Genomic DNA, 18,262 nt, shown 5'->3' on the forward strand with positions numbered 1-18,262 from the left:
GAAATAACCAGGTAATAATAAGAATATTTTTAAGCGATAAAACAGATAAAAAAGGCGCTTAAACAAACTGTTATAAACTTCTGAGCCTAGCATCAGAAGTTTGTAACATGTTTAAAGTATAATGGATGATTAAGAAAGATGGCTTAAATTATAAACGGAGTTGCGCTGAACCAGAGTGGGTGAGTAAATACGCTGCTTTTGGGTTAGGACTTCCCCTTGAGAAAGCTTTAACGCTAATGTTGCTGCTTGCTCTGCCATCATATGTATCGGATAACGTACCGTGGTTAGTCGAGGATGAATATAACGAGCGATAAGTACATCATCAAAGCCAATCACTGAAATTTTTTCAGGAACAGGGATCTCATTTTCATCAAGCACCGATAATGCCCCAGCAGCCATAAAGTCGTTATAGGTGACCACTGCTGTAAAATCTATCGACTTGGTTAATAGACGCATCATCGCTTGCTCTCCCCCTTCGCCTTCTGGCTCGCCATATTCAACATAGCTTTCAGGCAAACTAATATTATAAGCCGCTAAAGCAGCTTTATATCCCGCAAGCCTTTGGCTGGTATCTTCAATATGGTGAGTGGATGAGATATAGGCGATTTGAGTATGGCCTTGGCGAATAAGGTGTTCGGTAGCAATCCATGCCCCTTTATAGTTATCTAAGGCGACACAACGTTCCGCAATTTCTGGGATAAAACGGTTAATTAATACCATGCTATTAACTTCATTGGCATAAGCTAACAACTCTTCATCAGAAAGTGCCTTAGAGTGGATCACTAAACCATCACAACGGCTGTTGATCAAGAGTTCAATAGATTGGCGTTCATCTTGCGCATCATGGTAACCATTACACACCAGAATATGTTTTCCCGCTTTTCTGGCGATATTATCGACCGCTTTGACCAAGGTCCCAAAAAAGGGATCGGATACGTCATGCACCAAAACACCTAATGTTTGGGTACTTTGACTGACCAGCGCTCGCGCAGCAGCATTGGGGCGATAACCTAATTTTTGCATTGCCGAATTGACAATCTCTATCGATGCTCGGCTCGCTTTTGGTGAGTTATTAATGACCCGAGATACCGTAGCAACAGAAACACCCGCTTCTTTTGCCACATCCTTGATAGTTGCCATATCCACCTCATAAATAACTCTTATTCTGCATTAAAAACCTTGTGTCATTAATCGATGGCTAAGAAAAAGAGTAAGTTATAAAACAAGTGGCATGATTATCAGTGAAGATAAGAAATTTAAAAAGTAAAATGATCAAATAAACAGTAAAAAAGGAAAGCGTTTACACTTTCCTTTATCTATTACTGATAAAATTTATATATTGTTTGGCTATGCCACGGAGTATTTGCAGCTAAAATACCTTGGTTCTCACCCCATTCAGGATGATTCGGCCCATCAGGAAAATATTGTGTCTCTAAAGCCAGCCCCGAATAATTACCATAACGACGAGTTTTTCCTTTACTCTGTGCCAAAAAATTTCCTGTATAAAACTGTATAGAAGGCATGGTAGTAAAAACATCCATTTTAAGCTCACCTTCAGGGGCAATAACTGTGGCAATCGATGCTTTATCTGCTATTTTTTGTTTGTCTAAAATAAACGCATGATCATAGCCATTAGCGGCTTTTTGACATTCATCTCGCATAAAATCGATGCCAATACGTTTTAATTGACGAAAATCGAACCCCGTCCCAGTCACATCGACAATTTCCCCTGTAGGAATATTACCCGCGCCATTTTTTAAGTAGTGAGAAGCGTGGATAACTAAATCATGTTCAAGAGCCGTTCGCTGAGTATGCTCCCCAGCTAAATTAAAATAGGCATGATTAGTTAAACTCAGCGCTGTCGTTTTATCACTAATAGCCTGATAATTGATATGAACTTCATTATCATCCGTTAATGTATATGTCACACTGGCTTCGACGGTACCGGGAAATCCTTGTTCGCCATCTGCGGATAGCAAGCTTAAAGTGACCGACTGTGTGGATTGCGCCACAATACTCCAGCGACGATGGCTAAAATTTTGTTTACCACCATGTAGCGTATTGTTGCCTTCATTAGCAACAAGGCGATACTCAGTTCCGGCGATGGTGAATTTAGCCCCTGCAATACGATTAGCAAAACGCCCTACCGTTGCGCCAAAATAGGCCGTTTGCTGTTGATGGGCTTTCATATCTGCAGATCCTAAAAGCACATCGCGACGATAGCCATTCACAGGGACAATACAACTTAACCATGTTGCACCAATATCCATAATGGAGATAGACATACCAAAACGGTTTGTCAAAATCACGACTTGAGCAGGCAAACCATCAAAAGCGGCTTGTGTGGTCATCTGTTCAGGCTTAAAAAAACGGTTTTCATTTAATGCCATTAGTTATCTCCAGATAGCCCGCCCCTTGGCTTGCAGAGCAGACATAAATAGTTTCTTTTAAACCTGTTTGGGTTTTATATTGGGCTTCAACCGCTTGTGTCACTTTTGCAACTAAATCAGGAGTCACCAGCGCCACCACACAGCCGCCAAAACCTCCGCCAGTCATTCTAACGCCACCTTGCGAACCAATCACTGATTTAACAATTTCTACCAGTGTATCCACTTCGTTAACGGTTATTTCAAAGTCATCACGCATAGAGATATGTGATTGTGCCATCAACTCACTAAGTTTAGTAAGATCGCCTTGTTTTAACGCCTCAGCCGCTTGTAAAGTACGCTCATTTTCGGTGATCACATGACGAGCACGTCGATATACTTTATCATTCATCAGTGCCTTTTTCGCTTGCAATTGCGCTAAGGTCGCATCTCGTAATGCAGTAACATTTAATATTTTTGCCGCTTCCTCACACTGTTGACGACGCGTATTATATTCGCTATCGACTAACCCTCTTTTTTTATTTGAGTTAATGATCATCACTACCGCACTTTCTGGCATTTTTACCGCCGTAGTGGCTAATGAACGACAATCAATTAATAGTGCATGGCTCTCTTCACCACATGCAGAAATAAGCTGATCCATAATACCGCAATTGCATCCAACAAATTGGTTTTCTGCTTTTTGACCGTTAAGGGCAATTTCTTTTTGACTAATAGGAAGTTGATAAAGTGTTTTTACTGTTTGTCCTATAGCCACTTCTAATGCAGCTGAAGAGCTTAAGCCAGCCCCTTGAGGCACATTCCCTGTAATGGCAATATCCATACCCTGAAATACATATTTGGCTTGTTGTAAAAAATGAATAACGCCACGAATATAGTTAGCCCACATTTTATTAGGTAAAAACTCAATGGGATGTTCGAGAGAAAATTGATCTTGCGCATTCTGATAATCAACCGCAATCACACGAATAAGATTATCATCTCGTTTGGCGGCAGCAACTACCATTTGATAATCAATGGCACAAGGAAGAACAAAACCATCGTTATAATCAGTATGCTCACCAATCAGATTAACTCTGCCTGGAGCTTGAATAAAATGTGTTGGGGCATAACCAAAAATAGAGGTAAAAGAATGAGTCACATTATTAATCAGTGCCTGCATAATAAATCCTTAACTTAAAATTAAGTAATAACAACCTGTTACATCAATATAATAGTGATGCATCCTAGGCTAGGTAGTGATTTAAAAAGCGTCCGCCATCAACCCGTTAAGCTAATTTTCTTGCTCTTTATAATGGATATCGCTTACTTGGCGTAAATTATAAGCAGCTTGCTCTGGCGTTAAGTCGCGTTGCGATTCAGCCAACATTTCATAACCCACCATAAATTTACGTACTGTCGCAGAGCGTAATAACGGCGGATAATACAGGGCATGTAATTGCCAATGCTCGATGCTTTCGCCCTCTTTAAAAGAAGGTGCAAAATGCCATCCCATTGAATAAGGAAATGAACAATGAAATAGATTATCGTAACGACTGGTTAATTTTTTTATTGCCAAGGCTAAATCATCACGTTGTTCAGCCGTTAATTCACTCATTCTGCGAATATGGCTTTTTGGTAATAGCATGGTTTCATAAGGCCATGATGCCCAATAAGGCACGACAGCTAACCAGTATTTAGTTTCAACCACGGTTCGACTACCGTCTTCAGATTCAGCTTTAACATAATCCATTAATAGATTACGGCCATATTGATTAAAATAGTCTTTTAATTGGCTATCTTTGCGTGCTAATTCATTAGGTAAAAAATCACTCGCCCATATTTGCCCATGAGGATGAGGTTGAGAGCACCCCATTGTTTCACCTTTGTTTTCAAATACTTGTACCCATAGATACTCTTTACTTAGCGCTTCTATTTGGTTATCCCAAGTATCAATGATTTTACGTAGGCTACTAATAGGTAATTCGGGAATAGTTTTACTATGATCGGGGGAAAAACAAACAACACGACTGATCCCTCTCACCGCTTGAGTCTGGAAGAGTGGATTATCGGATACTTCAACACTATATTGGTCTGTCAATAATGCAGAGTGATCGTTATTAAAAACATAAGTGCCTGTGTAATCAGGATTTTTATCACCCGAAACTCGGGTATTCCCTGGGCACAGATAACAATGTGGATCATAAGAGGGAAGTGTCGCTATCTGAGGTTTTTCATCTTTGCCATTCCATGGTCGTTTTGCTCTATGGGGTGAAACTAATATCCACTGCCCAGTCAAAGGGTTATAACGACGATGAGGATGCTCAACGGGATCAAAAATCAGTTTTGACATAATCTTCTCTCTTATTTATTAAAGATTATCTGATAGCGTTTTTATGATCTATTTCAGATAACCGTTAGGATTTTGTGATTGCCAACGCCAAGCATCGGCTGCCATATCATCAATAGAGCGAATGGCTTTCCAGTGTAAGTCTTTTTCTGCTTTGGCAGGACTTGACCAACATTGTGCGATATCTCCCGGGCGACGTGGCTGAATTTCATAAGGGATTGCTTTACCACTGGCTTTACGAAATGCTTCAATCATTTCAATCACACTGGTGCCATTCCCTGTGCCTAGGTTATAGATATGTAACCCTGCTTTTTCTCCTAACGCATTTAAGGCGGCAATATGACCATCAGCTAAATCCATAACATGGATATAGTCACGTACACCAGTACCGTCTTTTGTTGGGTAATCATCACCAAATACCGCGACTTTTTCACGACGACCTATCGCAACTTGCGAGATATAAGGCGTTAAATTATTAGGAATACCCTTAGGATCTTCCCCCATAGTGCCAGATGGATGAGCACCTACTGGATTGAAGTAGCGCAGTAAACTGATAGACCAACTCTCATCTGCAATATAGAGATCAGACAAAATACGCTCGACCATATATTTACTGGTGCCATAAGGATTGGTAGTGCCACCAACAGGTGACTCTTCAGTAATAGGCACAGTTTGAGGATCACCATAAACCGTGGCTGATGAGCTGAAAATAATACTTTTTACGCCCGCATCACGCATACAACGAACTAACACCAAAGTACCGTTAACATTGTTGTCATAGTATTCGATGGGCTTTTCAACAGATTCACCTACCGCTTTTAATCCAGCGAAATGGATCACTGATTGAATAGAGTGCTGAGTAAAAATTGTGGCCAGTCGTTTTTCGTCACGAATATCCCCCTGATAAAACAGTGGGCGTTTTCCTGTTAATGCTTCAATTCGGTTAAGTACCTCTTCATTTGCATTACTGAGGTTATCCAAAATAATAGGCGTCATGCCTGCTTCTAACATTTGCACGCATGTATGACTACCGATATATCCCATTCCACCCGTAACTAAAATTTCCACATTCACCTCTTTTGATTTATTTCAAATGAAAAGCGTCAAGCGGTTTTGTTGATTGCCTCAGAGTTTAACAAGTTCAACAAACTAATTTCGTGATCAAACCGACATTTAGTGTAAACGTTTACACGCTTTTCTTATTCCTTAACCATTAAATAAAAACGACCTAATATAACCGTATTACAGCAAATTATTGTTAATAATCGTTATATAGTTATTTTAGAGAGAAGTGCCCTCTTCACCATAAAAGTAAACGATTACATTATACTGAATACTTTAATTATATGATAAAACTGATATTAATTGGTTTTTATCATACCTTATTAACATCCACGCTAATATGCTTTACAGTGAAATTAAGAGTAGCCTCAATAGATGAATTGAAGAGAAGAGAGTGTGATTTATATCTATTAGTTAATACCAATTAGGAGAACGCTATGAAACCCGTTGTAATACTTTATCAACCGCTTCCAGAAAAACTGCAACAAAAATTATCTGCCGTTGCTGAGGTAAAACAGTTTAACGCGCTCTCTCTCGATTGTGCCGATTTTAAAGCCACCCTCGCTCATGCTGAAGGATTGTTAGGCGCCGGCGGTAATATCGATAAACACTTTATTGAAAGAGCACCAAAATTAAAAGCCGTATCAACGATTTCTGTCGGTTATGATAATGTGGATGTTGCCGCGCTCACTGAACGTCATATCAAATTGATGCATACACCTACGGTATTAACTGATACTGTCGCTGATACAATGATGGCGCTTGTTCTTGCCGTCTCTCGTCGTATTCCTGAACTAGCCGATAATATAAAACAAGGTTTATGGGTAAAAAGTATTACGCCGGATTGGTATGGTACTGATGTTCACCATAAAACCATGGGGATTATTGGTATGGGGCGTATCGGTAAAGCATTAGCACAACGCGCCCACTTCGGTTTTGATATGGATATTATTTACCATTCTCGTACTGAATATAACGATGTTAACCAGCATTTTAATGCTAAATTTTGTTCCCTAGAGATGCTTTTACAACAAGCCGATTTTGTCTGCATTACTTTACCGCTAACACCAGAAACTCATCATCTGTTAAGCGCAAAACAGTTTGCATTAATGAAAGCTGACGCCTATTTAATTAATGCCGGACGCGGTGCCGTGGTTGATGAAAAAGCATTAATTAACGCATTAGAGCAGCGACAAATAGCTGGAGCCGGATTAGATGTGTTTGAGCAAGAGCCACTGCCAACCTCTTCACCACTTTTAACCATGAAAAATGTTGTCGCCTTACCCCATATTGGCTCTGCGACTAAAGAGACTCGCTATGCAATGGCTGAATGTGCCGTTGACAATCTGATTGCTGCATTAACCGATAATGTAAAAGAAAACTGTGTTAATTTTTAATTAAGCAAAGAATAAAAAAAAAAGGTAATAAATACAATTTATTACCTTTAAACTATCAAATAGTTAACGCTAAATTAAGCAGGATCGACGTGTATCATCACACTTAAAATCTGTGCATGCTGTTTAAGTACTCTATCATGGGCATTGACCACAATATCATGACTTTGATTGACCGTTAATTCGCCTTTAATTTCTAAATGGACATCAACTAATAAATAATCACCTGCACGACGGGTTTTTAAATCATGTACCCCTTGTACTCCTGGTGTGGTGATTAATGTATTGGTGATCTGTTCAAGTGTTTCTTCATCAGCACCTCTATCCATGAGATCTTGCAAAGCTTGATAGGTAAAACGCCATCCCATACGGCCAACAAATAGCCCGACAATAAGTGCTGCTAGTGGGTCAAAGAATTTAAATCCAGCAAGGCTACCAATGATCCCTATTGCAACCACTAAAGAAGAGGCGGCATCTGAACGCGCATGCCAAGCATTGGCCACTAACATGCTAGAATCGACTTTTTTGGCCACAGCTAACATATAACGAAATAACCCTTCTTTAGCCGCTAATGCCAATAAAGCCACATAAAGCGCGATGCTATGAACATCAGGAATGATTGAAGGATCTAACATTTTATGGATAGCAGAAAATATCATTCCCAAACCAACAATCAATAAAATCGTCCCTAACACTAATGAAGCGGCATTCTCATAGCGAAAATGTCCATAAGGATGATCGGCATCGGGTTGCTTTTGACTGCCTTTATTCGCAATTAACACCACGAAGTCAGCAATTAAATCAGACAGTGAATGAATACCATCAGCAATTAAGCCTTGGGAATGTGAGAAGAAACCAATTGTGATTTGAAATATGGATAAAAAGATATTAACAAAAACACTGACCAACGTGCTTTTCTTGGCCGCTTTGAATTTGTCAGATTGTGTTTTCTCAGCCATATTCAACTCAATATCATCAATGTGATTATGTGTCATAATAATAATCTTATTCTGTATAAATAGCCTACCCTATTTGTTTATAACGAATAGAGTTCCATAGGTTATTTCAGGTTCCATAACTCATTGGTGAGGATAAAGGACGACTCTGAATAACAATCCTGTTTAGGGACTAAGATTGCTGTCCAAACATCATATTGAGATGCTATTAACGGTTAATATGCCATACTTTATTGATTAAGTCTCTAAAAAATTACCAATAAAATCCTATAGATACAGAACAATAATATAATTGATAATCATTCTTTTGTGCATTTTCCTCTAGATGGCTAATTAAAATACTTTTATTTTAAATATCATCTTATTTAACTCATTCCTGTCAATAAGTTAAGATTGATATAGTTTTATTCTGCCTTTTTAGCTTTTTATTTTAAAAGCACTAATTATTACTATAATATAAATAATTAAGTGATAGAATAATCATTCTCACTCTTATTTAGAACGTAGATCACAGCTATATTTTTTATATTCAGTGATAATAGAGTTATATTTTAAAACTAACGTTAAGTGAGGTTTGTAATGTACAAAAAAATTCTAGTTCCTATCGATATTCTAGAAGATGAGCTTTCTCAGGAACTGATCACTCACATTGAACAAATTGCTCAAGTTGGCAAACCCGAGATCCACTTCCTCACCGTTATTCCAAATGCAGAACTTTTCTTTGGTATTGAGTTTGCCGCTATTCCTGAAAAATTTAAAGACTCTTCAGAGCGCACTCGCCTCGCTTTTATTGCTCTGCAAGATATGATCAAAGATGCGAAAATTCCCGATGAGCAAATTGTTTGCAATGTCGGTGTTGGTAATGCAAAAGATGAAATTTTAGAGTATGCACGTCAAATCGATGCAGATTTAATTGCTATTGCTTCACATCGTCCTAATGTTTCTTCCTACTTATTAGGCTCAACAGCATCATCTATTGTTCGCCATGCAAAAATGTCGGTATTGGTGATCCGTTAGTTGTAAAAAAAGCCCTTTGAAAACAAAGGGCTTTCCACTCAATAATCATTAAAGATCAATCATTATTTCTTTATTGAATCTTTAACCTCGTCAGAAGTAGACCACACACGATATTTCACATCTACATCTTTTGGTGCATAGACAACAATAGGTAATTTGCTGTTATAGCGGATAAATGCCGCTTGCCCCATATTAGCTTGAACAAAGGCGGGTTTTTTAGTGTTATCAAGACAACCCATCATCGTAGACATTGGGCCATTTAAGTCGCTTACGATATAGTAATCATAACCCCAACCTTCGAGATCTTTTTTATCTAACTCAGCACCAAACCATTGACGATTACAATCAACCATCATCTCTTTACCCACGATCAACTCAACTTGGTAATTGCCTTCGTTTTCTTTTTGTTCTAACTCAATAACATGACGAATTTGATTTTCCTTTGCTTTAGGATAAGGAGCGACTTTTTCTAAACTATCAACCGCTTGTGCGCAAGCAGACAAAGACATCGCTGCAACCAAAGATAAAATTACTTTATTCATCATTTTCTCCATATTCACAGCGCCAAATCGCTGTTAACAAATTTTGCTTAGATATTTTTATTAGTAATCATCTTAATACTAGCATTTTATAATATAGATGCTAACACTTTAGCAGATCTCTCTCTGAGAGGATTATTCTGATAATTTTTAAAGAACTCATTCTTTTATTGATGAAATGTAAATTTGTGATGCACTAACGTGCAGATCAGCTATCTATGATTATACTGAAATAGAGATCGCAATTTCTTTCATTAGGAGGTTATATGTTCTCAGAAAGACAATCACTGGTTTCTCAGTTAAAAAATACCCATCCTCGTTTCCAAGCTCTCTATGATAAACACCATCGACTTGATCAAGAAATTGCTAAATTAGAAGGACCTAATGGCGCAGGCTACAATGATGAAGTTGCAAAACTAAAAAAAGAAAAACTCTATCTAAAAGATGAAATGCAAAAAATACTTCAACAAGCTGAGAAATAAACCGTTCTTTACTACGGCGCAAATATTATTTATCAGCGACCTGAAGCGATGACCTTTTGTCATCGCTTTTTTATGATTAAAAACAAAGTTTCCCTCCTAAAAAGATGCATAATAAATACATCTTATATGATTAAGGGCTAACAAATGGCATCTATACATGGTCATGAAGTATTACATATGATCCTTTCATCAAAAGTGGCGTTTACGCAAAGATCACTTATCGAGGCAATTCATCAACGTTTTGGGGAAGAAGCGCGCTTTCATACCTGTTCTGCTGAGAATATGACAGCGGCCGAATTAGTGGCATTTTTAGAAAAAAAAGGAAAATTTATTGCTGCTGATGGCGGTTTTACTACCAGTGAAAACAAAATTTGTCGCCATTAGTAATATCAATAAGTAGATTGCCAGTAAGCAACATGTTTGGCATGTTGTTAACTATCTATCTAATCAATAAAAGTAAGATGCTCTGGCAATCTCTGTTTAACTTAATTGGTCGTTAATCATCATTCGTTTGGAGCCAACTATCATCTTCCCAAACACTTTGAATTAACTCCATAATATGCTCATGCTTAGCTTCATCTTTTACGCCCGTGACTTGGATCGTATTCATGCTACTAAAAGCGATACGAAACTGCATATCAGGATAAATAGGAATAATTTTTTTTCTTAGTTCATGTTCTAACAGCGGAAATAGTGAGTCAGTGACATTAGATTGTTTGTTAAATAAAATTTCCACACGCATTATTTTCACCATACCAAGGCAAATAAACTGTATATAAACACAGTATTATATAATCAAAAAAAAGAAAAGTATTTTTGCAAAATTTTTTCTTTTTTTGCCTTAAAAATAGCCAATTAATTTATCATCCCAGTAATGCGTTATGATAAAATGCATTTTAAATGCAATAATAAGTGAGAGTACCATGTCAGGTAAAAGAATTAATCGAGAGAAGCAAACCATCCAAAAAATGGTTGCTCTGTATGAACGAGCGCATCCTAATACCGACCCCGAGTATTATCAGCAATTAGTGACATATGCTTATAAAAGACTAGATAAATGTCGCTATGGTGAGGAAAAACCCGCCTGCAAACAATGCCCAATTCACTGCTATCAGCCAGTAAAAAGAGCAGCAATGAAACAAGTCATGCGTTGGGCGGGGCCTCGAATGCTAATTTATCATCCCTATTTAGCAATTAGGCATCTTATTGATGATAAGAAACCCGTTCCTGCATTACCGGCTAAAAAATCTAAACGTTTATCGGGAAAATAAAGTCTGCTTTTTTTTAATCGGTATAATACATGTTGTGCTAAAGGGTGTGTTTTATCTAGAGATGGATGCATAAAATATTCAGACTTCTTCATACCGAGTTTTTTCATCACCCCTTCTGAGGGTAAATTGGTCACGGCGGTAAATGCCACCACTTCTTCCAGTTTCAACTGTTCAAAAGCATATTTTAATACTGTTAAGGCCGCCTCATAAGTGTACCCTTTACGCCAATGAGATTGTGCAATACGCCAACCTATTTCAACACACGGATTAAAAGGCAAAGGGGCATTAGGAATATTTAATCCAACAAAGCCAATAAGCTCTTGCGTCTCTTTTAATTCAACGGCCCAAAGTCCCCAACCATTTTGCTGAATAAATTTATCACGCAATGTATCAACCATTGCATCGCTTTCTGCGCGGGTAAGTGGTGAAGGGAAATAACGCATCACCGATGCTGAGGCGTTAATATGTAAAAAAAATGGCGCTTTATCACTTTCACGCCATTCTCGTAAACGTAATCGAGGAGTAGCCAATTCCATCATTATTCTCATTCTAATTAGTTAGGATAATAATGATAAAATAAAACAGATCATAAGTAATAAAAAAAGAATCGCTTTTATTTTTTATTTTCTTTTAGTTTACTTTCTGCAGTTACAGACTCTTTATTGGTATTAACTGTACCTTCTTTAATAGATACAACACGTTGCTGTGCAACGGCTTTAGCTTGGTGTTCAACCTGTTCAGATTGTCCAGTAAAGACACCGCCACGTTTAATTGACATACTGCCACAACGACTAGTGCCACGTAGTTCACCATGCTCTAGAATATCAAGATTGTTTGCGGCACAAATACCTTTAACAAAACCATCAATAATGATGTCTGGCGCCGTTAATTCCCCTTCAACTTGGCCTGCATGCATAACACGGATCACGCCATCTTTTACATTGATATTCCCTGAAATTTTACCCCAAATTTGAATATCACCATCAACGTTAATATCACCTTGAAATACAGTGCCTTTAGCAATAATGGTATACAATTTTTGCTCCGGCATAGGCTTTTTTTCTTCTGCCATAACTGGAGCAATAGGCTCCGCGGCTTTTGGTGTTTCTGTTTTTCGACTAAACATTGCCGTTTTTTTTAACCTCAAAGTTATAGAGTAAATAATAATGCTAAAAATTAGGATAAGGGTGATCAAAAGCTCACCAGCTATTTGATATCGCCAAAAAGCCATTAATGCACATGACCAAATAATCCATATTATGCTAAATATAATATCCCGCTGTGTTCGCTTATTATCCATAATTAGCTATATCTGAACCTCCCTGATAATAAATACACCAGCTCTACTTATTATTTTAATAAATAATTATTCAAGTCGATGGCGATAATAACGCCATATATCATCCCCAATTTTGGGCTTTGCTTTTTAGGGAAAAGGTCGATTTATAAGTAGATACAAAAGAGATAACAATTAATTTTTTGCTAATTTATGAATAAGATGCACACTTTCCCATCCTATAATGATGATAATTTATAACACGAATTAACATATAGCTAATCGCATCTATTGATAACAACTTGATTATTCAAAAATCTTCAACAAATGGAGGAGAGCTAACAAAACAACAATAAAACCATCACAGATAAAATATGAGACATTAGTCACAAAAATAAACCACCGTCTATTTTTAAGACTAATTTCTTGATACATTACTGGCCATTTTTATGATAGACGTTAATTTTTATGTTTTCATAATGTTAAAACTATATAAAGACGAAAAAATATACTTGGGGAAAATTTATAGCAAGTTTATTTGCTTCTTTGCCATACTAAAAAAGATAATAATATATAGTGAAAATAACCTATAAAAATTACATTTTATTTTTTTTATCAAATAAATTCATTGCAAAAAACACTCATTTAATATACAAAATAAAAACATATACACAAAAATTTATTAACAACTCATATTAAACAACTTTATAGTGTTTAAAAAACACCCTTATTATGCTTTACAGTGTAAATTTTAAAATGAAATATAACTAATTGTTATTTATAGAATAAATAACTCTATTTCATTATCTGTCAATATATTATTACAAAATTCTACTAAATTTTGTCGCATTCTTTTCATTAAATGACTAGCTTAATTAAATTGTTTTTGCAATCTATAAAAAATGACATTAAATTAAACAAATGATTTATCTTAAATTAGAAATGGCAACTTCAATGTCTAATATCTAAAAAAAAACCACATCATAATAAAGAAAACATTCTATTTTTTATTTTTAATACTCTTTAAATAATAAAGAAGCTACTACTTTATATTCTTTTTATTTATTGGTATTAAATACAGTGATACTTATATAATAATTTTGGGCGAAAAATGAATACAATACAATGTGGTGAAAACACTAAACAAGATTGCGTTATTCAAAAACTCTCTTATTTTTATCCGCAATATCAAATATTAGAAAATAACCAAAAAGCTTTATACATAATCAGAAATAATGCGCTGGTATTACAAAACTGCACAAATACAATAACTATTAACAAAGATCAGATTATTTTCTTACAACAAGGAAATTATACCATAAAAACGCTAGGCAATGAGCCTTGTGAAACAATTTATATTCCTCTTTCTGATGATTTCTTAAGAAATTTCATGTCAAAAAATAGTGATATTCTCAGTAATATCGATAGAGAGGAAAATTTCTCATCGGCTTTTATCTGTTTTGAAGATTCACCTCTGATCCATTTTTGTAGTAATGGTTTTGATTATCTTTCTTCACAAAATTGTCCAGATACTTTTACTCAATTACGTATTGAAGAAATGCTCATTCTATTACTTTCTTCCGAGCAAGGTGCCAATCTTATGGCGTTACTACGCCAATTAAGTCATAGGCAAGTTGATCGCTTGAAAATATTTATGGAAAAAAACCATCTAAAAAATTGGAAGCTAAAACAGTTTGCTCGCGAGTTTGGTATGGGTCTCACCACATTTAAAGAGTTATTTAATCATGTTTATGGAACATCGCCAAGAACATGGATATGCGAAAGAAGAATTATTTACGCACATCAATTATTATTAACAACAGAAATGAGTATTGTCGATATTTCTATGGAGTCAGGATTCTCTAGCCAATCTTACTTTACACAAAGCTATCATCGACGTTTTAATATGACACCGAGTAAAGCGAGACATCTTAAATTAAAATTATAAAAAATCCGACCTATTATCATAATATCATCGTTCAATTCATCGCTAGAATATGCAAAATTTGTTCTGATGAGTGAAACTATTGTGATAAAGCGACAAACTAATACTAGCAAATACCAATATTATCGTTATTTTAATTTGCTAAAAAAAATGATGGCAGATGAAAATAAGAAAACTGTTGATAATTTATTTAATCTTCAGTTTTCTTTACTTATTACAAATAATGATATAAATGAGAAACAAATTAAAATATTATCTCGTATATTATGCCGTGAAGCTGTAGACAGTTTATTGCAATCCACATGGTTTTTACGCAAAAAACATTGCTCAGTGCCATTAACTAAAGAAAATATTAATGCCGTAGTAAATTTGGCTGATAAATACCAATCTAATATATCAGATATTAATTGGAACGCTTTAAATGCAAAAATCAACATTGCTGATCAAGCACGTTTAATTCAAGCTATCATAAAACCCATTTTTATTTGGTGGGTTGAGCATATAACACCGCATATATTTACACTTTATGAGATAAAAAAAGAGCTCGAATATCAAATTAATCAATGTGAAAACATTAAATTATTTGAAGAAAAGGAACCATCAAATATAGCCTCTTCTTTTTTATCTTTAGAAGATATAAAAACAAAATTAGAAGCTGATAAAGCACGGATCGTTGTGATAGATGATTTGCTGAAAAAGGATATTAAATTAGTTATAGAAGCTTGGGAAAAAGAGCCGGTATTCAATAAAAAAATAAATAATACATTAGAGTACTTACAAAATACACAACCGCATTCTGAGTTATTACAACCATTATGGGATATTTTAATCACTATTCCACAACACCCTGAAAATTGTAAAAAACTAAAACACTGGCTAGTAGAACACTCTTTATGTTTAATTAATGATGAATTTATGTGGCATGTATAAAATATCAGCTCTTCATTATTTATAGAAGAGCTGACAACGGTAATTTATTAAAGGGTGCTATTTGATAGCTAAAATTTCAATTGTCACTATAGACATCGATTCTGGAGGTACTTGCCCTGGGATACCATCTTTCCCATACCCGCCATCAGGTTTAATATAAATTTTAGCTTTGCCATTTAAGCCTGCTTTAGCAACAAAAGTATTAAGAGGCAGTGGAAGTTGACGGTATGGTAAAATTAACGGCTTAGCTTTGTCATAATTAAGTGTTACTGTACCATCGGTTAATTGTTCATGCATAGCGAAAACAACTGTTTTACCTGCAATTGAATCCACAGGTTTCCCTTGTTTTAGGATTTTAAAGTAAGTGTTATCATCGTATTGCACATAGTTCTGTTTTTGTATTTCCGACAGAATTGATTTATTTCGTTGGGCATTATCTTTACCGATAATTGAATAGGCATATGCAAGCTGACTTGCAATAATCTGCCCTTCTCCCATAGCTTTATCCAATTGCTGTTTTAATGTTTTATTCTCTTTTTGAACACTCGCACTTTCGCTATTTATTTTTTTAATTTCACTTTCTTTTTCTTTTAGTTGCTCACTTAATTTTAATTCTTTTTCTTCAAGTGTTTTCGTTAGCGTACGCTGAGCTTCAAGCTGCTTAGAGACTTCATTAAACTCTTTTTGAGCATTCGCATTTTCGCTATTTATTTTTTTAATTTCACTCTCTTTTTCTTTTAGTTGCTCACTTAATTTTAATTCTTTTTCTTCAAGTGTTTTCGTTAGCGCACGCTGAGCTTCAAGCTGCTTAGAGACTTCATTAAACTCTTTTTGAGAATTCGCTAAAACACTTTCTTGTTGCTTAAATTGAGCCGTCGATTCTACTTGCTGCTGTTTTAATGAAGCAATTAGTTGGTTACTTTCAGAATTTTGTTTTGCTAACTGATCTTTAGCTTGTGTTAATTGTGTCGTTAATTTATCAGTAAGCGATTGTTTTTCTGCTAGTTGTTTCTCTAATTGAGCATAAGCGTTATCGTTCGCTATTTTGCTTTCTTTAAGTTGCCCAATGGTGGTATTGTTCTCTTTAAATTGGGTATCCAATGCTTGATACTTATTGGCAAGATCTGCCTGAGCTTTCTCTAATTTAGCGATTACACCATTTTTTTCTGAAATCAAAGCATCAAAAGCTTTCTCACCCGTAGATAAACTTTTTTTCAGCTCAGCTAATTCATTAACCTTATTTTGTAACTCAAGCTTCAACGCTGGGATCTGTGTTAATTGATCATCTGCTTGTGCTTTTTGTTGTTGAAGAGTCACTAACGAATGATTTAACTGTTGTTGCTCTTGGTTTATTTTTTTTATGTGATCGTTAAGTTGAGCTATCTGTTGGCGTTGGGTATCAATTAACTGATTATTCTTAGCTAGAGTAGCTTCAAAAGAGGCTTTGTTTTTAGCTAATTGATTTTCTAAAGATTGGCGCACTGCTGATAAATTAGTTAAAGAATTTTGTAGTACCTCAATCTCTTTTTTAGCACTGTTATTTGTTAATAAGCGTTGAGCCTGCCCATATTGTGATTGTAGCTGCTGTTTTTGTTGCTCAAGTTGAGCAACATGAGTAGTCAATTGATTTAATTTTTGTGCCTGAATATCAAAATCTTCTTGCTGTTTAGTTAATACTTTATTTTTTTCTGTCACATCAAACAGCAACTGATCTTTTTCAGCTAATTGTGCAAGCAACGTATCCTGCTCTTTTTTAGACTGTGCTAATTCATTTTGTAACTTAGCCACAGACTGTTTTAGGCTATCATCATTAAGTAAATTATTCGCTACAGCCAGTTTATCTTGCGTTTTTGCCAATTCCGCTGTTAATTGTTGAACTTTTTCTTCTGCGGTTTGCAGTTTAGTTAAACTTTCAGTTAATAACGCGGTTTGTTCAGTAAATTTCTGATACAGACGTTGATATTTTTCGCGAGTATTTGCTAAACGATTTAATAGCTCTTTATTAAAGAGAGGTTGCTTATGGTCAAGCAAAGAACGTTTAAATTGATATAAAAAATGAAAAGGTATTTCAGTCACTGAATACACTGTATTTGGAATGAAATCTAATAAAGTATTATCAGTAGACTGATATGGCTGCCCTGGATAACGCTTACGCGTATAAAGCATTAGAGGATTATAGACCACGGATTTACTTTGATAATACCGATTCAAGTCCTCAGGGGTAAATTGCGGTTTAATCGGTACAAACGAAAGCAGTGGTGTTAAATAATGAGTGTAATCACTGTTTATTTTGTTGGTATTTGTAGATACCACAGAGCATTGTTCAGACAAAGTCACCTGAGGTACAGAGGGAGTCGCCACTACTGGCCGATGCTCATTGCGTACCACGGTTTGATGTTCATTCCGTACAACAGGCTGTTTAGGCTGAATTTTTTGTTGTGGTTTTTGTGGTGGCTTTTCCTTTAATGTCACAGTGGAACGCACCGTTCCACTACGCTGATCGGGAGTAGATGAAGATGAAATTGTTGCAGAGGGTTCAGGCTTAATATCAACGGGCTGTTGTGCTTCTAAATAACGGTCAAAATCTTCAATGACAAAATTAAACTCATTATTAGCAAAAGACAGCGCCGGAAACATCATAAAAGCGAGACAAGCACTCTGCTTTAATTTCATA

The 18,262-nt window shown here is 35.8% G+C and carries 18 protein-coding genes; 7 read left to right on the forward strand and 11 right to left on the reverse strand.

The window, feature by feature from the left end; genetic code table 11:
• Positions 1-129: 129 nt before the first annotated feature.
• The 5 genes from AACQ49_RS10190 to galE all read right to left on the reverse strand — a co-directional run bounded on the left by AACQ49_RS10190 (position 130) and on the right by galE (position 5,784).
• Positions 130-1,140 carry a substrate-binding domain-containing protein gene (locus tag AACQ49_RS10190; protein WP_004243980.1) on the reverse strand — a complete coding sequence of 337 codons (1,011 nt, stop codon included), beginning with the start codon at positions 1,138-1,140 and terminating at the stop codon, positions 130-132.
• A gap of 179 nt (positions 1,141-1,319) precedes the next feature.
• Positions 1,320-2,390: a galactose-1-epimerase gene (gene galM / locus AACQ49_RS10195; protein ID WP_161779029.1), complete on the reverse strand. Its 1,071-nt coding sequence runs from the start codon at positions 2,388-2,390 to the stop codon at positions 1,320-1,322.
• Positions 2,377-3,549, reverse strand: coding sequence for a galactokinase (gene galK / locus AACQ49_RS10200; protein ID WP_004248506.1), 1,173 nt, complete (start codon positions 3,547-3,549; stop codon positions 2,377-2,379). Before galK ends, galM begins: the two co-directional genes overlap by 14 nt.
• 111 nt (positions 3,550-3,660) lie before the next feature.
• Positions 3,661-4,719 (reverse strand): UDP-glucose--hexose-1-phosphate uridylyltransferase, encoded by a 1,059-nt coding sequence (locus tag AACQ49_RS10205; protein ID WP_004243985.1) that lies wholly within the window; start codon positions 4,717-4,719, stop codon positions 3,661-3,663.
• A 48-nt stretch (positions 4,720-4,767) separates the two neighbouring features.
• Complete coding sequence (gene galE / locus AACQ49_RS10210) at positions 4,768-5,784, reverse strand: UDP-glucose 4-epimerase GalE (protein WP_004248507.1); 1,017 nt, start codon at positions 5,782-5,784, stop codon at positions 4,768-4,770.
• 431 nt (positions 5,785-6,215) lie between these two features.
• Here galE and ghrB point away from each other — a divergent pair, with 431 nt between their 5' ends.
• Positions 6,216-7,175 (forward strand): glyoxylate/hydroxypyruvate reductase GhrB, encoded by a 960-nt coding sequence (ghrB, locus tag AACQ49_RS10215; RefSeq protein ID WP_004248508.1) that lies wholly within the window; start codon positions 6,216-6,218, stop codon positions 7,173-7,175.
• A gap of 74 nt (positions 7,176-7,249) precedes the next feature.
• Here ghrB and AACQ49_RS10220 read toward each other — a convergent pair whose 3' ends face one another.
• Positions 7,250-8,167, reverse strand: coding sequence for a cation diffusion facilitator family transporter (locus tag AACQ49_RS10220; protein ID WP_004243988.1), 918 nt, complete (start codon positions 8,165-8,167; stop codon positions 7,250-7,252).
• Between the two features lie 540 nt (positions 8,168-8,707).
• Between AACQ49_RS10220 and AACQ49_RS10225 the strand changes: the two genes are divergently transcribed.
• Entirely contained in the window at positions 8,708-9,145 is a 438-nt protein-coding gene (locus tag AACQ49_RS10225; RefSeq protein WP_004248510.1) for a universal stress protein, read from the forward strand.
• A gap of 62 nt (positions 9,146-9,207) precedes the next feature.
• Here AACQ49_RS10225 and eco read toward each other — a convergent pair whose 3' ends face one another.
• Positions 9,208-9,687 carry a serine protease inhibitor ecotin gene (eco, locus tag AACQ49_RS10230; protein WP_237612818.1) on the reverse strand — a complete coding sequence of 160 codons (480 nt, stop codon included), beginning with the start codon at positions 9,685-9,687 and terminating at the stop codon, positions 9,208-9,210.
• Between the two features lie 263 nt (positions 9,688-9,950).
• Here eco and AACQ49_RS10235 point away from each other — a divergent pair, with 263 nt between their 5' ends.
• Both AACQ49_RS10235 and AACQ49_RS10240 read left to right on the forward strand, forming a co-directional pair.
• Entirely contained in the window at positions 9,951-10,166 is a 216-nt protein-coding gene (locus AACQ49_RS10235) for a DUF465 domain-containing protein (RefSeq protein ID WP_004243991.1), read from the forward strand.
• Between the two features lie 144 nt (positions 10,167-10,310).
• A complete protein-coding gene (locus AACQ49_RS10240) occupies positions 10,311-10,550 on the forward strand; it encodes a YecH family metal-binding protein (protein ID WP_004248513.1) in 240 nt (79 codons plus the stop codon).
• A gap of 112 nt (positions 10,551-10,662) precedes the next feature.
• On the opposite strand, the gene AACQ49_RS10245 is transcribed toward AACQ49_RS10240, so the two are convergent.
• Positions 10,663-10,908, reverse strand: coding sequence for a DinI-like family protein (locus AACQ49_RS10245; protein ID WP_012368173.1), 246 nt, complete (start codon positions 10,906-10,908; stop codon positions 10,663-10,665).
• A gap of 181 nt (positions 10,909-11,089) precedes the next feature.
• On the opposite strand from AACQ49_RS10245, the gene AACQ49_RS10250 reads away from it, so the two are divergent.
• On the forward strand, positions 11,090-11,437 hold the full coding sequence (locus tag AACQ49_RS10250) for a nitrous oxide-stimulated promoter family protein (RefSeq protein ID WP_004248514.1): 348 nt from the start codon (positions 11,090-11,092) through the stop codon (positions 11,435-11,437).
• On the opposite strand, the gene AACQ49_RS10255 is transcribed toward AACQ49_RS10250, so the two are convergent.
• Both AACQ49_RS10255 and AACQ49_RS10260 read right to left on the reverse strand, forming a co-directional pair.
• On the reverse strand, positions 11,350-11,973 hold the full coding sequence (locus AACQ49_RS10255; RefSeq protein WP_161779031.1) for a GNAT family N-acetyltransferase: 624 nt from the start codon (positions 11,971-11,973) through the stop codon (positions 11,350-11,352). The genes AACQ49_RS10250 and AACQ49_RS10255 overlap by 88 nt on opposite strands.
• A gap of 77 nt (positions 11,974-12,050) precedes the next feature.
• The gene (locus tag AACQ49_RS10260) at positions 12,051-12,563 is read right to left on the reverse strand and encodes a bactofilin family protein (protein ID WP_004248516.1); all 513 of its coding nucleotides are present in this window, start codon (positions 12,561-12,563) and stop codon (positions 12,051-12,053) included.
• A gap of 1,261 nt (positions 12,564-13,824) precedes the next feature.
• Between AACQ49_RS10260 and AACQ49_RS10265 the strand changes: the two genes are divergently transcribed.
• Together AACQ49_RS10265 and AACQ49_RS10270 are read left to right on the forward strand one after the other, a co-directional pair.
• On the forward strand, positions 13,825-14,661 hold the full coding sequence (locus tag AACQ49_RS10265; protein ID WP_004244000.1) for a helix-turn-helix domain-containing protein: 837 nt from the start codon (positions 13,825-13,827) through the stop codon (positions 14,659-14,661).
• Between the two features lie 81 nt (positions 14,662-14,742).
• Positions 14,743-15,588: a T3SS regulon anti-activator ExsD domain-containing protein gene (locus tag AACQ49_RS10270; protein ID WP_275340491.1), complete on the forward strand. Its 846-nt coding sequence runs from the start codon at positions 14,743-14,745 to the stop codon at positions 15,586-15,588.
• Between the two features lie 57 nt (positions 15,589-15,645).
• On the opposite strand, the gene AACQ49_RS10275 is transcribed toward AACQ49_RS10270, so the two are convergent.
• Positions 15,646-18,261, reverse strand: a complete 2,616-nt coding sequence (locus AACQ49_RS10275; RefSeq protein WP_161779033.1) for a sugar transporter — start codon at positions 18,259-18,261, stop codon at positions 15,646-15,648.
• Between the last annotated feature and the right edge of the window lies 1 nt (position 18,262).

Source organism: Proteus sp. G2675 (assembly GCF_963886535.1).
Taxonomy (GTDB): Bacteria; Pseudomonadota; Gammaproteobacteria; order Enterobacterales; family Enterobacteriaceae; genus Proteus; species Proteus mirabilis.

What these genes read in the sequence shown, in the direction of transcription:
- AACQ49_RS10220 (WP_004243988.1), bottom strand. Translation starts at nt 8,167, where the DNA reads ATGACACATAATCACATTGATGATATTGAGTTGAATATGGCTGAGAAA.
- AACQ49_RS10250 (WP_004248514.1), top strand. Translation starts at nt 11,090, where the DNA reads ATGTCAGGTAAAAGAATTAATCGAGAGAAGCAAACCATCCAAAAAATG.
- galM (WP_161779029.1), bottom strand. Translation starts at nt 2,390, where the DNA reads ATGGCATTAAATGAAAACCGTTTTTTTAAGCCTGAACAGATGACCACA.
- AACQ49_RS10205 (WP_004243985.1), bottom strand. Translation starts at nt 4,719, where the DNA reads ATGTCAAAACTGATTTTTGATCCCGTTGAGCATCCTCATCGTCGTTAT.
- AACQ49_RS10240 (WP_004248513.1), top strand. Translation starts at nt 10,311, where the DNA reads ATGGCATCTATACATGGTCATGAAGTATTACATATGATCCTTTCATCA.
- AACQ49_RS10190 (WP_004243980.1), bottom strand. Translation starts at nt 1,140, where the DNA reads ATGGCAACTATCAAGGATGTGGCAAAAGAAGCGGGTGTTTCTGTTGCT.
- AACQ49_RS10275 (WP_161779033.1), bottom strand. Translation starts at nt 18,261, where the DNA reads ATGAAATTAAAGCAGAGTGCTTGTCTCGCTTTTATGATGTTTCCGGCG.
- galK (WP_004248506.1), bottom strand. Translation starts at nt 3,549, where the DNA reads ATGCAGGCACTGATTAATAATGTGACTCATTCTTTTACCTCTATTTTT.
- AACQ49_RS10255 (WP_161779031.1), bottom strand. Translation starts at nt 11,973, where the DNA reads ATGGAATTGGCTACTCCTCGATTACGTTTACGAGAATGGCGTGAAAGT.
- AACQ49_RS10265 (WP_004244000.1), top strand. Translation starts at nt 13,825, where the DNA reads ATGAATACAATACAATGTGGTGAAAACACTAAACAAGATTGCGTTATT.
- ghrB (WP_004248508.1), top strand. Translation starts at nt 6,216, where the DNA reads ATGAAACCCGTTGTAATACTTTATCAACCGCTTCCAGAAAAACTGCAA.
- AACQ49_RS10245 (WP_012368173.1), bottom strand. Translation starts at nt 10,908, where the DNA reads ATGCGTGTGGAAATTTTATTTAACAAACAATCTAATGTCACTGACTCA.
- AACQ49_RS10225 (WP_004248510.1), top strand. Translation starts at nt 8,708, where the DNA reads ATGTACAAAAAAATTCTAGTTCCTATCGATATTCTAGAAGATGAGCTT.
- AACQ49_RS10260 (WP_004248516.1), bottom strand. Translation starts at nt 12,563, where the DNA reads ATGTTTAGTCGAAAAACAGAAACACCAAAAGCCGCGGAGCCTATTGCT.
- AACQ49_RS10235 (WP_004243991.1), top strand. Translation starts at nt 9,951, where the DNA reads ATGTTCTCAGAAAGACAATCACTGGTTTCTCAGTTAAAAAATACCCAT.
- eco (WP_237612818.1), bottom strand. Translation starts at nt 9,687, where the DNA reads ATGAATAAAGTAATTTTATCTTTGGTTGCAGCGATGTCTTTGTCTGCT.